Origin of the sequence: Streptomyces sp. NPDC058665 (assembly GCF_042714995.1) — a bacterium.
Lineage (GTDB): Bacteria > Actinomycetota > Actinomycetes > Streptomycetales > Streptomycetaceae > Streptomyces.
Genome location: NZ_JBHXRX010000036.1, coordinates 22,287 through 35,376, shown reverse-complemented (window position 1 = coordinate 35,376; position 13,090 = coordinate 22,287). Strand labels below are relative to the sequence as shown.

Genomic DNA, 13,090 nt, shown 5'->3' with positions numbered 1-13,090 from the left:
CTCCATGATTTCGCCCACTCGTCATGTCACCGTCGCCCCTCTCGGACCCCAGTCGGGCAGCCTGGTTCGCTGTGGATGTCACCGAGCAGGCCCGCGCCCTTCTGGAGCCCGTACCGGCCCATCGGACGGCCGGTATCGAGGTGCTGCGTGCGGCCGACGGCGCGGCGGAGGTCGCGCTGACCACGCCCCACGAGCTGACGAACGTGATCGGCTCGCTGCACTCCGGCGGGCTGGCCGCACTGATCGACGCGGCCGGACTCGCCGCGATCATCGCCGCCGGGGAGAGCGAGGACGCGTTCCAGGGGGACGTACCGCTCGGCGCCCACGCCTCCTTGGAGTTCCTCGCGCCGGCGCGCGGCAGGCTCGTGGCGACGTGCCGCCTGGACGACGAGGCGTCGCGCGCGCTGCGTCCGGTCCTCGCCCGTGAGACGGACAGGGCCCGCCTGACCACACACACCGAGGTCGTCGACTCGGCGGGTGTGCCGGTGTGCCGGGGCAGTTTCGAGTGGAGCGTACGCAGAACTACTCACGCGCCGCCCGAGTAGCCGCGCGGATACCGAGGCCCGCGCTCCGGGCCGACGCTGTTGCGCATGACGAAGACGAGCACGACCCAGGAACCTCAGAGCCACCCGAACCTGACCCCTCGCCAGCGGACCGGTCCGCTCAACCGCGCGCGGTGGGCAGCGATGCGCGTACTCCTCGGCACCGTCGGCCGGGCGAGCGCAGGGATCCGCATCGGATTCCGGCACGGCTTCGACAGCGGATCGATGCTGGACTACGTGTACGTCAACAAGGCCGGCGGATTCCCCGTCGTGGGGCACCTCATCGACCGCGTATATCTGAACGCCGTCGGATGGCGCGCGATCCGGGCCCGCCGCGAGCTGCTGAAAGATGTCCTCCGTAAGGAGATCGCACGGCGCGGCGGCGCCGACGGTGGTGCGAACGGCGGTCTGCGCGTACTGGACGTGGCGTCGGGGCCCGGACGCTACCTCCAGGACCTGCTCGCCGAGTACGCGCCCGGCTCCCTGCACGTCGAGTGCCGCGACCTGGACCGCGCGGGTCTCGCGCAGGGAGAGCGACAGGCGGCCGAGCGAGGGCTGACAGGGATCTCGTACGTCCATGGAGACGCCCTCGACCCGGCCCCCGGCTCCCACGCGCCCGACGTCATTGTCGTCTCGGGTCTCTACGAACTGCTGCTGGACGACGCCGTCATCGCCGCGTCCGTGGCGCGGCTGCGGGAGTTGCTCGCACCGGGCGGCGTGCTGGTCTTCACGACCCAGACCCACCACCCTCAGCTGGAGTTCATCGCGAACGTGCTGCCGAACCGTGAGGGCGTTCTGTGGGAGATGAAGTGCCGGCCCGTGGAGCTGGCCGAACAGTGGGCCGCTCAGGCCGGGTTCACGGAGGTCGCCAGTCGGCGGGAGTCGGTGGGGCTGTTCACCGTCACGACAGCGAGGCGCTGACGAGCAGCGCGAACCCCGCGACGGCGAAGAGGGTGCGGACGGCGTGGAAGCGGTTCCAGCGGCTCTCGAAGGCCTCGCGGACGGCGGAGTCGGGGTAGGTCTCGGGTGCCGACTCCGAGGACGCCAGGGCGTTGTTGAGCGGGATGTTGCCGGCGATGGTGACGAGGTGGTTGACGACCACGCAGACCAGCCCGGCCACCAGCAGCCACAGCTGGGTGTCCGAGCGGTCGTCGACGGGGACGGCGAGCGCCGCGATCGGGAAGGCCACCTCGGCGAGGAACACGAGCAGGAACAGCCCGCGCGGGACCTCCTCGTTGAGCCTGCGCATGGCCACGACGAACTGCCCGTCCGTCAGCCGCGCAAACGCGGGCATGATCCCGGTGAGGAAGATGAGCATCATCCCGGCGTACAGACCGGTGAAGATGACGGCGAGCGCGAGCAGGACAGAGGCCATGCCGCACATCATGGCGCGTCGCGAGGGGCGGCGCAGCACCGTTTTCGCGGGCATTCCACGGAGGTCTCACCGCGCCGCCGCGCGACTTCCGCGGAGCCACTCCGGGACTTGCCGCAGGGCGCTCCCGCGGCGGTTCCCAGGGCCGGACCTCCGGCGGCCCCCGGCCCTGGGAACAGCGCGTGTTCAGCCCCGCGCGCGGCTCGCCTGACCGATCGCCTCCGCCAGCTCCTTCACCGATCCGTCCTCCGTGGAGGCGGCCAACGTCCGCGCCCGCTTCTCCAGTTCACCGAGACCGGGCGCGCCGGGCAGACCTCCGTGGGACATCGCGTCTCCGCCCGAGGACTCTCCCCGAAGGGACTCCGCGAAGTACGCGGCGACGGCCGTGACCTGAAGGCGCGGCTCGGCGTCACCCCAGAGCCGGGCGTCGACCGCGCTCACGCCGATGGAGCCCGACCGCTCGCGCGGCGTCCGGGTCCCGGGATCCAGCCAGCGCACCGTCGCCTTTGCCACCTCACCGCTCGCGCCGGGCCGCAGCTTGACCGCGTACAGCGCCGTCACCGTGTGTCCGGGACCGACCTCGCCGCCGTCCACCCGGTCGTTCCGGAAGTCCTCGTCGGCGACAGCCCTGTTCTCGTAGCCGATCAGCCGGAAGCGCTCGACCGCGTCGCTGTCGAACGCGACCTGCGCCTTGGCGTCCCTGGCGCGCAGTTCGACGTTCATGGGGAGCTGGTCGACGAAGACCTTCCTGGCCTGTTCCCTGTCGGAGACGTACGTCGTGTGTCCGTCGCCCTTGTCGGCCAGCTGTTCCATCAGGGCGTCGCCGTAGTCGCTGCCGACCCCGACGCCGAAGAGGGTGATGCCGTGCTCGGTCCGCTCGTCCTCGATGCGTTCGAGGATCGCGTCCGCCTGCGTCTCGCCGGTGTTGGCCAGCGCGTCCGACAGCAGCACGACCCGGTTGGTCGCGCCGCTCCTGCGGCCCGCCACGGCCTCGTCGTAGCCGGTCTCGACACCTGCCCCGACGTTGGTCGACTGGGCGGGTTCCAGTTCCTCGATGACGTCGTGGATCCGGGAGCGGCTGTCGGCGACACGGGTCATCGGCAGCCGGGTCTCGGCCTGGTCGCTGAAGGTCACCAGGGCGATCGAGTCGTCGCCGCCCAGCTCGTCCGTAAGGATGCCGAGTGATTCCTTGACGAGGTCGAGACGGCCGGGCTCGGCCATGGAGCCGGAGATGTCGATGACGAACGTCAGTGCGGCAGGCGGGCGTTCGCCCTTGTGGTCGGCCTGGCGGGTCGCCAGCCCGACGCGCATGAGGGACCAGTCGTCGTCCGCTCCCGGCGCTGCCGCGCCGTCGACCGTGACGGAGAAGCCGTCGCCCTCGGGACGTTCGTAGTCCTGGCGGAAGCTGTTGACGAACTCCTCGGGCCGTACGGTGCCCGGGTCCGGCAGCCGTCCCTCGCCGAGGGTGCGCAGCGCGTATCCGTAGGAGGCGGTGTCCACGTCGAGGGCGAAGGTCGACAGGTAGTCCGGCTCGGGTGCGAACCGCCCTTCCGGTTGGTCGTCACGCTGTTTCTGTTCTCCGTCCCGCTGTCCCTCGCCCTGTTCGACCCCGTCGGCCGGGCCGGCGGCACCGGAGCCCGCCGCTGACCCCGCGCCCGCTCCCGTGCCGGGTGCCTCGCGGGCCGACGCGTCGATCGCCTTCGTGTTCTGTCCGTCGTCGCCCGAGCAGCCGGTGAGCAGCAGACCGCCGGCCAGCAGCGCGACCAGCGCTCCTCGATACGTCCGCGTGTGGAGTTTCGTCCTCGTTCGGAGCTTCGTCACGGTCCCCCCTGGAATCGTCAGCACGTGTGAATGTGACGGCCGAGGGGGCCGGCCGGACCGCCACCGGAGGTTGCGGATGAATCTCGATGCGGCAACGGGCCAGAAGAGTCGCCCGTCACCGCCCGGTCGTCTCCGCCGTCATCGCGTGAAGTCGTATACCGACCCGCGCCGTTGATACGTGAATCGACCACGTTGGCATGGAGTCGCCACTCTCTGAACTGGCCTTGTCACAGTGCGCAGTCTCGTGAGTACATTAAGTGGCGTACGGCTCCAAGGGGATGGCGGGGGTGGTCGGCCGTGGCACATGTTCCAGGTTCGGTACTCGACAGGTCGGCGCCGGCGAGAAGCACACTGCGGGAGGACGCGGGGGACACCGTGGAGGCTCTCCGGCCGGCGGGCAGGCCGGTCCGCGGCACCCACCAGGTGGCCGCCGCGCTGGCGGCGCTCGTCCGTTCAGCGCGCCAGGAGTTGCTGGCGTTCGACGATCCGGGCAGTTCGATGGGGAAGTGCCTCCCGTTGCCGTTCCTGGAGTTCGCCACCGCGTGCGTACGCGCTGCCGCGGAACGGGCGGCCCCGCAGGCGCGGCACGAGACCCAAGCGGAGACGCACACCGATGCCGGCTCCGGAGCGGGCTCCGAGGGAGCCGACGGCTCCGAGCGCTCGGCGGTCTCCGACAGCGGTACCGCTCCCCTGCCCGCGCTTCCGCTCACCGTCCGCCGGATCGTGCCGCGCCGCAGCCTGGCGGTGCTGCCTCCCGCGCTGCGCGCCCTGGCCTGCGGCGCGCGGCAGACGGAGTCGATCCCTTTCAAGATGGTCCTCGTGGACCGTACGACGGCCGCGGTCCCCCTGGACTTCGATCTCCACTTCAACGGGGTCCTGTTGATCAGGGACCCCGTCGTCGTCGGGGCCCTGGTCCGTATCCATCAGCACTGGTGGGACAGCGGCGAGGATGTTCACGTGGCGGCGGACCCGCCGGAGGGTTCGCTCCGCGACCCGGTGACGGGCCCGGCGCCCGTCGACGCGGAGACCGGACATGGCGCGAACCTCGAACCGGGCGTTCTCCCCCAACAGTTACGGCCCGTCCTCGATGCCATGTTGTGCGGGCTCACCGACGAGGCGGCGGCAGCGCGGCTGGGCATGTCGCCCCGTACGTACAGCCGTCGGGTCGGCGAGCTGCTCACCGCCCTCGGCACGACGAGCCGCTTCCGCGCGGGGGCGGAAGCGGCTCGTCGGGGCTGGGTATGAACGCGGCCGGGCGCTCAGCTCACGATGTCCTTGCGGGAGAACTTCCTGAACGCGAGCGCGAAGAGCACCAGGGCGTACGTCACGGAGATCGCCGAGCCCTTCAGCATGCCGCTCCACTCCAACTGGGGCTGGAGCGCGTCCGCCCAGGCGAACTGCCAGTGCGCCGGCAGGAAGTCTCGCCAATTCCCCAGCGCCGTCACCTGGTCCAGGACATTGCCGATGATCGTCAGACCGACCGCGCCACCGACCGCACCGAGCGGGGCGTCGGTCTTCGTGGAGAGCCAGAAGGCGAGGCCGGCGGTGACCAGTTGGGAGACGAAGATGAAACCGACCACGATCGCCAGCCGTGGCACGGCGTCCGCCGTCGCCAGGGACCCCCCGGTGGGCAGCTCCAGCGGCCCCCAGCCGTACGCGGCGGTGCCCGCCGCCAGCCCGACGAGCGGCAGCAGCACCATCGCCGCCAGACTCATCGAGAGCGCCACCGCCAGCTTGCTCCACAGGAGGCGGGCACGCGGCACGGGAGCGGCGAGGAGATAGCGGAGCGAGGACCAGCTCGCCTCGGAGGCCACGGTGTCCCCGCAGAAGAGCGCGACGGGCACGACCAGCAGGAAGCCCGCGGAGACGAAGAGGCAGGTGGCGGCGAAGTTGGCGCCGGACGAGGTCGCGGTGTCCATCAGGTTCAGCCGGCTGCCGCCCCCGCCGCCCCCCTCGTCTCCTCCCGGCGTCCCGCCGATGGCGAAGGCCACGATCAGCACGAAGGGCAGCGCGGCGAGCACTCCGCCCATCGCGATCGTCCGTCTGCGCTTGAGCTGTCGTACGAGTTCGACACCGAACGGGAGGGTGCGCCCCGCCCGGTAGCCCGGAGCCGATTCGGTCAGCGTGCTCATGCGGAGGCTCCTGAGATGAGAGTGAGGAAGGCGTCCTCCAGACGGCGGTGCGGTCCGACGCCGGTCAGCGCCACGTCCAGCCGCATGAGTTCGGCGACCAGGGTATTGGTGCTGGCCCCGTCGAGATGTACGAGCAGCCCCTCGTCCGTACGGATGGCCGACGCGATCCCGGGCATGGCGGCGATCTTGTCGACCACCGGGTCGGGCACCTGCCCGGCCGTGGTGACCAGCACGGTGTCGCCGGAGCCGGTGATCTCGGCGACGGGCCCCGCCTGGACGAGCCTGCCGCGGTCCATGACCACCAGGTGCGTACAGGTCTGTTCGACCTCGGAGAGGAGATGGCTGGAGACGATGACGGTCCGGCCGTTGGCCGCGTAGCGGATCATCACGTCGCGCATCTCGCGGATCTGCGGCGGGTCGAGGCCGTTGGTCGGCTCGTCCAGGATGAGAAGGTCCGGCAGGCCGAGCATCGCCTGTGCGATCGCGAGGCGCTGCCGCATGCCCTGTGAGTAGGTGCGTACGGCGCGGGCGAGGGCGTCGCCGAGTCCGGCGATCTCCAGGGCCTCCTCGATGTGCGAGTCCTCGGCGGGGCGGCCGGTCGCCCGCCAGTACAGCTCCAGGTTGTCCCGCCCGGACAGGTGCGGCAGGAAGCCCGCGCCCTCGACGAAGGCACCGACATGGGACAGGACCGGGGCGCCGGGCCTGATGGCGTGCCCGAAGACCCGGATGTCTCCGCCGTCAGGGGTGATGAGGCCCATCAGCATGCGCAGGGTCGTGGTCTTGCCCGCGCCGTTCGGGCCGAGGAGCCCGAGCACCTGGCCCTTCTCGACACGGAAGGAGAGGTCCCGTACGGCATAGCGGTCCGCGGACTTGGCGTAGCGCTTCGACAGGTCCGTGATCTGAAGCGGTACGTCGCCCAGTGCCGGATCGGGTGCCGGTGCGCTGACGCGGCGGCGCGCGGTGAGGAGCAGCACCGCGGCGATCAGCGCACCCGCCAGCGGCAGGCCCCAGACCCACCAGGCGAGGGTCGGCGCGGCCGTGGCGAGGGCGGGCGCCCTGGGTACGGACAGGTCGCCGTCCACGGTGACGGTGTAGGTGGCAGGGGCGGCCGGTGAGGCGTAGGCGAGGTCGGTCGCGGCGAAGACGACCCGCAGCCGGTGCCCGGCCTCCACCTTGTGGTCGATGGCCGGCAGCGCCACGTCGACGGTCCTGCCGCTGCCTTCCTTGACGCCTTCGACCCGGATGGGGGCCACGAGTTGTGAGGGCAGTACCTGCTGGCGGCCGTCGGACCCGACGTCGTAGACCTTGCCGAAGAGCACGGCGTCGTCGGTGTCGGCCTTGACGCTGACCCGGACGGTCGGTGAGCCGGTGACCTGGAGCGAGCGGTCGAGCGGCGCGGAGTCGAAGCGGGCGTACTGCCCGGGGAAGTCGAGGGCGATGCCCAGGCCGAACGTGGTCAGCTGGGACAGTCCGCCGCCGAGGCCCGGCACGGTGGAGATGGCGGGCGGGCTCGCGCCCGCGGGATTCTCGAACGACTGCGGGGAACCTGACAGCGGGACGTCCGTCGTCCCGCTCCGCAGCCCGGGATAGCTGTCGCTGGTCGCGCCTCTCAACAGCGCCTGGCCGTCGGTCGAGTCGACGCCGCCGGTCCTGCTGACGCGGAACGCGGGCCCGGTGTCGGTGCCGGTGTCCTTCTTGAGATAGCGGTCGAACCAGGAGGAGATACGGCTCTCGATGCGGCCGGTCTCGGCGGTTCCGCTGTCGTGGCCGCCGGCCATCCAGTCGACGGAGACAGGGGCACCGTTGGCCTTGATCGTCTTCGCCATGACATCGGACTGGCCGAGCGGGAAGAGGGAGTCGGTCTGCCCCTGGATGATCAGCGAGGGCACCTTGATGCGGTCGCCGATCGCGGACGGGCTGCGCTCCGCGAGGAGTTCACCGGCCGCCGCGTCGGGCTTCCCTGCGACGGCGACCCGCTCGTACATCTCGCAGAGCTGCTTCTCGAAGGTGTCGCAGCCACCGCCGGTGGAGAAGAAGATCCCGGCCCAGAGCTTCTTGAAGACGCCGTTGGGGAAGAGGGAGTCGGCGAGATTCCAGTAGGTGATCACCGGCGCTATCGCGTCGACGCGCGGGTCGTATCCCGCGCCGAGCAGCGCGATGCCTCCTCCGTAGGAGGCTCCGCTCATGCCGACGCGCGGGTCGCCGTCGGCATCGAGCTGGACCTCGGGACGCTCGGCGAGCCAGTCGATCATCCGGGAGACGTCTTTTACCTCGTGGGCCGGGTCGTTGAGTCCGATCTTGCCGGTGGATTTCCCGAATCCCCGTGCGGACCAGGTCAGCACGGCGAATCCGTCGCGCGCGAGCTTCTCGGCCTGCTTCCGTACGTCGTTCTTGCTGCCCCCGAACCCGTGGCCGAGCAGGACCGCCGGCCTGCGCTCGCCGCCGCCGTCACCCGCGGTGAAGTACGAGGTGTCGATCCTGGCGCCTGGCATCTCCATCATCTGGTCGGCTCGGTGCACGGTCGGTGCGCTGTCCGAGGCGACGGCGGTCCAGGTGCCGGCGCCGACGAGCACGGCAGCCGCGGCCATGCCCGCGAGCCATCGTTTGCGCAGCCGTGGCCGCCGGGGGGTTGGGATCTCCATCCTTGAACCCTAAACGGCACCGCGAGCCGCCCGCGCTTACACCGGTCGGAACTCAGGAACCTCCTCGGGGAGTACGCGGTAGCGTCGCCGTACACCGGGCGCGGTACGCGGCCCCCGAGGCTCCGTAGGGGTCTGCGCGCCCGGCGACGCGTAAGGGAGACGAGCCATATGACCGGCATGGAGATCCGCCGAGCGACGACGGTCGCCGAACTCGCCGCCGCCCAGCATCTGTACGACAGCCCGGCGCGGCCCGAGTGGGCGGAGCGCTTTCTCGCCGCTCCGGGTCATCTGCTGCTGATGGCCTATGTCGAAGGGGTCCCGGTCGGATTCGTCTCCGGCATCGAGATGCTGCATCCGGACAAGGGGGTCGAAATGTGCCTGTACGAGCTGTCGGTGGACGAGCGATACCGGCGGCGGGGCATCGGACAGGCGCTGACGGACGCTCTGGCGGACATCGCGCGCGAGCGCGGCTGCTACGACATGTGGGTGGGCGTGGACACCGACAACGATCCGGCGCTGGCGACCTACCGCGCGGCCGGTGCGCGTGACGAGGGTCGCTTCGCGATGCTGACCTGGGAGTTCCCAGCTTCCTAGGGCCGCTCGGCGGTGACGAGCCACAGACGGCTGGTCAGATGTACCCCCTGCCGGGTCTCGAAGGCGTGGAAGGCTTCCGTTGCCGCGTCGTGCGCGCGCGTACGCGTCCGCTCGTCGGCGTCGGCCAGGGTCAGCCAGTGTTGCAGCGGCCCCCATCCCATGAGGAACGCGGAGGCGTCGGAGGCGTCCTTGCCCCAGTGCTGGGTCAGCGCCAGGGCACGCAGCCCGATTCCTTTGAAGCCCGCCTCGCTGAGGACCCGCTCGGTGTGCGCGGGGTCGGCGAAGGAGGCGGGCTGGTGCCTGTTGTCCTCGTTGACGGCGGGCAGGGTGACCTGGGTGCCGATCGCCGCGAAGATCACCGCCTGGTCCATGAGGCTGAACGACTGCGGACAGACGAAGGCGAGCCGTCCACCAGGCCGTAACGCATTGCCGATGTTGCGGAACGCGGCCGCCGGATCGGCGAAGAACATCACCCCGGAGCGGCTCACGGCGATGTCGAAGGACTCCTCCTCGAAGTCGTACACCTGCGCGTCGCCCTGGACGAACGTGACGTCCTCGACCTCCTCCGCCACGGCGGACTCCCTGGCCCGCGCCAGCATGGGCGCCGACAGATCGATCCCGACGGCCCGAGCCCCCCGGCGCGCGGCGAGCCGGGTGACCCGACCGTTCCCACACCCGACATCGAGGACCCGATCACCCTCCTTTATGCCGGCCGCTTCGAGCAGCGGAGCATTGGCAGCATCGTTCAGATTGTCGTACCGATCTTGGTGCTCTACCCAGTGCCTGCCCTCATAGCCGTTCCACGCCTCGGCCTGGGCTGAATTCACCATGTCCGTCATGCCTTCCATACTGCCGCTCCTCCCGGCTTGCGCACATAGCATGGCGAGAACTCGACTTGCCCGGCGCGCCGGTTTCAGGCGGGCGATCGCGGAGCAGGGGGACGCGGCTTCGGGGGCCTCATCGGCGTAGCGTCACAACGCGCTGCTCGGCACCGATGGATCCTCCGCCCTCTACAGTGGCTCCGTTTGTACCGCGCAGATCTGAACACCCGAAAGGAAAGCCGTCGTGAAGACCTTCACCATGCCCGGCACCGACATCCTCGCGCCGAACGTCGTACTCGGCCTAATGCGTATCGCCGACAAGACGGACGACGACGTCCGCGAACTCGTCCGCACCGCGCGCGACGCGGGCATCGACTTCGTTGACCACGCCGACGTCTACGGCGGCGAACTGCACGGCTGTGAACGGCGCTTCGCCGAGGCTATGGCGCTGACCCCGTCGCAGCGCGACGAGATCACGATCCAGACCAAAGCGGGAATCGTGACGGACGGGCCGTACTACGACTTCTCTTACGAACACATCGTCAAATCGGTCGAGGGCTCACTCGCGGCCCTGCGGACCGACCGCATCGACATCCTGCTGCTGCACCGCCCCGACGCGCTTGTCGAGCCCGAAGAGGTTGCCCGCGCCTTCGACGAGCTCGAATCCTCGGGCAAGGTGCGCGCCTTCGGTGTCTCGAACCAGACCCCACGCCAGATCGACCTGCTGCGCAAGTACGTGCGTCAGCCCATCGTGGCCAACCAGCTTCAGCTCTCGATCACACACGAGCCGATCATCGCTCAAGGGGTCGCCGCGAACATGCTCGCGGAGCAGCAGGCGGCCACCCTCGACGGCGGAGGGATCGTCGACTACTGCCGGCTGAACGACATCACCATCCAGGCGTGGTCCCCCTTCCAGGCCGGCTTCTTCACGGGTGTCTTCCTCGGCTCGCCGGACTACCCCGAGCTCAACGCCGTCATCGACCGCCTCGCCGGCAAGTACGACGTCCCCGCCATCGCGATCGCGACCGCCTGGATCACCCGCCACCCCGCTCGGATGCAGGTCGTGCTCGGCACCACCAGCCCGGAGCGCGTCGCGGGCGCCGCCCAGGGTTCCGAACTCCAGCTCACCCGGGCCGAGTGGTACGAACTGTTCCGCGCCGGGGGCCACCTCGTTCCCTGAATCCGGATGCGGGGCGGCACCTGAGCCAGACGCCGGAAGATTCCCACCCGAGACCCGCGTCATCGACAAACAACCCTGAGACGGAGCGACCGGCGGGCAAAATGGCCTCATGACAAAGCTGTCCGTACGGTCGGTCCGCCCTCGCTCCTCAGTTTCAGCGCTTTCGTTGTGGTCTCAGGACTCGGTGTTGTCGATCGGCTCGGTGGGATCGGTGCTGTCCGTGGGGTCCGTCGGGTCGGTCTTGTCGATCGGCTCGATCGGAAGTGCCCTGTCGGTCGGCTCGATCGGGTCCTCCCTGTCGCTGATCTCCACCGGGTCGTGGCTGAGTACAGGATCGTTGTTCTCCGCGCAATCGCGGTGGTCGGTACTGTCCTGGCGCTCCTCCCGCGGTTTCCTGGCCGTGGGAGCGGTAGGGGCGGCGGCGGGAGGCGCCCTGCTGATGGCTCAGCTGCTGCACCAGGCCAGAACCGGCACCGAATAACGGGTCAGTGGTTGCGGGGGAAGCCCAGGTCCACGCCCGACGGGGCGTCCGCCGGGTCCGGCCAGCGGGTTGTGACGACCTTGCCTCGGGTGTAGAAGTGCACGCCGTCGTTGCCGTAGATGTGGTGGTCGCCGAAGAGCGAGTCCTTCCAGCCACCGAAGGAGTGGTAGCCCACCGGCACCGGGATCGGCACGTTCACGCCGACCATCCCCGCCTCGACCTCCAGTTGGAAGCGGCGGGCCGCGCCGCCGTCGCGGGTGAAGATCGCCGTGCCGTTGCCGAAGGGTGAGGCGTTCACGAGGGCGACGCCGTCGTCGTACGTCTCGGTGCGCAGCACGCAGAGCACCGGGCCGAAGATCTCGTCGCGGTAGGCGTCGGAGTCGGTCGAGACGTGGTCGAGGAGGGACAGGCCGATCCAGTGGCCGTCCTCGTACCCCTCGACGCGCAGGCCGGTGCCGTCCAGGACGACTTCGGCGCCTTGTGCGGCGGCGCCCGTCACGTACGACGCGACCTTGTCGCGGTGGGCGGCCGTGATCAGCGGGCCCATCTCGGAGGCCGGGTCGGTGCCGGGGCCGATCTTGATCTTCTCGGCGCGTTCGCGGATCTTGCTCACGAGTTCGTCGCCGATGGCGCCCACCGCGACGACCGCCGAGATCGCCATGCAGCGCTCGCCCGCGGAGCCGTACGCCGCCGAGACGGCCGCGTCCGCCGCCGCGTCCAGGTCGGCGTCGGGGAGGACCAGCATGTGGTTCTTGGCGCCGCCGAGGGCCTGGACGCGCTTGCCGTTGGCGGAGGCGGTGGCGTGGATGTAGCGGGCGATCGGCGTCGAGCCGACGAAGGAGACCGCAGCGACGTCCGGGTGCGCGAGGAGGGAGTCGACGGCCACCTTGTCGCCGTGGACGACGTTGAGGACCCCGTCCGGCAGGCCCGCCTCGGCGGCGAGTTCGGCCAGCAGATTGGCCGCCGACGGGTCCTTCTCGCTCGGCTTCAGTACGAAGGTGTTGCCGCAGGCGATGGCCAGCGGGAACATCCACATCGGTACCATCGCGGGGAAGTTGAACGGCGTGATGCCGGCGACGACGCCCAGCGACTGCCTGATCGAGGAGACGTCGACCCGGTTGGCGACCTGTGTCGACAGCTCGCCCTTGAGCTGGGTGGTGATCCCGCAGGCCAGCTCGACGATCTCCAGCCCGCGCGCGACCTCGCCCAGGGCGTCGGAGTGGACCTTGCCGTGCTCGGCGGTGATCAGCGCGGCGATCTCGTCCCGGTGCGCGTCGAGGAGCGCGCGGTAGCTGAACAGGATGCCGGTGCGTGTGGAGAGGGAGGACGTGCCCCAGGTGCCGTACGCGGCCTTCGCCACCGTGACTGCGGCGTCCACCTCCTCCGCGGAGGCGAGCGCGACCTGTGTGGTGACCGCGCCGGTCGCCGGGTCGGTGACCTGGCCCCAGTTGCCCGACGCGCCCTCGACGGTCTTGCCACCGATCCAGTGGTTGACGGTCTTCATT

Annotated in this window: 12 protein-coding genes; 6 read left to right on the top strand and 6 right to left on the bottom strand. The window is 70.2% G+C overall.

All coding sequences use genetic code 11. From position 1 onward, the window contains the following. Positions 1 to 71: 71 nt before the first annotated feature. Positions 72 to 545 carry a PaaI family thioesterase gene (locus tag ACFWV8_RS23345; RefSeq protein WP_384205751.1) on the top strand — a complete coding sequence of 158 codons (474 nt, stop codon included), beginning with the start codon at positions 72 to 74 and terminating at the stop codon, positions 543 to 545. A 45-nt stretch (positions 546 to 590) separates the two neighbouring features. Further along, complete coding sequence (locus tag ACFWV8_RS23340; RefSeq protein ID WP_384205748.1) at positions 591 to 1,463, top strand: class I SAM-dependent methyltransferase family protein; 873 nt, start codon at positions 591 to 593, stop codon at positions 1,461 to 1,463. Here the strand turns inward: ACFWV8_RS23340 and ACFWV8_RS23335 are convergent. Next, entirely contained in the window at positions 1,444 to 1,917 is a 474-nt protein-coding gene (locus ACFWV8_RS23335) for a DUF1772 domain-containing protein (protein WP_384205744.1), read from the bottom strand. The two genes, ACFWV8_RS23340 and ACFWV8_RS23335, sit on opposite strands and share 20 nt — an antisense overlap. Positions 1,918 to 2,100: 183 nt before the next feature. Continuing rightward, complete coding sequence (locus tag ACFWV8_RS23330; RefSeq protein ID WP_384205741.1) at positions 2,101 to 3,735, bottom strand: von Willebrand factor type A domain-containing protein; 1,635 nt, start codon at positions 3,733 to 3,735, stop codon at positions 2,101 to 2,103. Between the two features lie 297 nt (positions 3,736 to 4,032). Here ACFWV8_RS23330 and ACFWV8_RS23325 point away from each other — a divergent pair, with 297 nt between their 5' ends. Beyond that, positions 4,033 to 4,980 (top strand): DNA-binding response regulator, encoded by a 948-nt coding sequence (locus ACFWV8_RS23325; RefSeq protein WP_384205738.1) that lies wholly within the window; start codon positions 4,033 to 4,035, stop codon positions 4,978 to 4,980. A gap of 14 nt (positions 4,981 to 4,994) precedes the next feature. On the opposite strand, the gene ACFWV8_RS23320 is transcribed toward ACFWV8_RS23325, so the two are convergent. Both ACFWV8_RS23320 and ACFWV8_RS23315 read right to left on the bottom strand, forming a co-directional pair. Further along, positions 4,995 to 5,867 (bottom strand): ABC transporter permease, encoded by an 873-nt coding sequence (locus ACFWV8_RS23320; protein WP_329387517.1) that lies wholly within the window; start codon positions 5,865 to 5,867, stop codon positions 4,995 to 4,997. Further along, entirely contained in the window at positions 5,864 to 8,509 is a 2,646-nt protein-coding gene (locus ACFWV8_RS23315; RefSeq protein WP_384205735.1) for an alpha/beta fold hydrolase, read from the bottom strand. The genes ACFWV8_RS23320 and ACFWV8_RS23315 overlap by 4 nt, the downstream gene beginning before the upstream one ends. 177 nt (positions 8,510 to 8,686) lie before the next feature. On the opposite strand from ACFWV8_RS23315, the gene ACFWV8_RS23310 reads away from it, so the two are divergent. Then, complete coding sequence (locus ACFWV8_RS23310; protein ID WP_384205920.1) at positions 8,687 to 9,103, top strand: GNAT family N-acetyltransferase; 417 nt, start codon at positions 8,687 to 8,689, stop codon at positions 9,101 to 9,103. On the opposite strand, the gene ACFWV8_RS23305 is transcribed toward ACFWV8_RS23310, so the two are convergent. Then, positions 9,100 to 9,951, bottom strand: a complete 852-nt coding sequence (locus tag ACFWV8_RS23305; RefSeq protein WP_384205730.1) for a class I SAM-dependent methyltransferase — start codon at positions 9,949 to 9,951, stop codon at positions 9,100 to 9,102. The two genes, ACFWV8_RS23310 and ACFWV8_RS23305, sit on opposite strands and share 4 nt — an antisense overlap. 217 nt (positions 9,952 to 10,168) lie before the next feature. Between ACFWV8_RS23305 and ACFWV8_RS23300 the strand changes: the two genes are divergently transcribed. Then, positions 10,169 to 11,104: an aldo/keto reductase family oxidoreductase gene (locus tag ACFWV8_RS23300; protein WP_384205723.1), complete on the top strand. Its 936-nt coding sequence runs from the start codon at positions 10,169 to 10,171 to the stop codon at positions 11,102 to 11,104. Between the two features lie 109 nt (positions 11,105 to 11,213). Further along, on the top strand, positions 11,214 to 11,585 hold the full coding sequence (locus ACFWV8_RS23295; RefSeq protein ID WP_384205718.1) for a hypothetical protein: 372 nt from the start codon (positions 11,214 to 11,216) through the stop codon (positions 11,583 to 11,585). A gap of 4 nt (positions 11,586 to 11,589) precedes the next feature. Here ACFWV8_RS23295 and ACFWV8_RS23290 read toward each other — a convergent pair whose 3' ends face one another. Beyond that, on the bottom strand, positions 11,590 to 13,089 hold the full coding sequence (locus ACFWV8_RS23290; RefSeq protein WP_384205711.1) for a CoA-acylating methylmalonate-semialdehyde dehydrogenase: 1,500 nt from the start codon (positions 13,087 to 13,089) through the stop codon (positions 11,590 to 11,592). Position 13,090 lies beyond the last annotated feature (1 nt).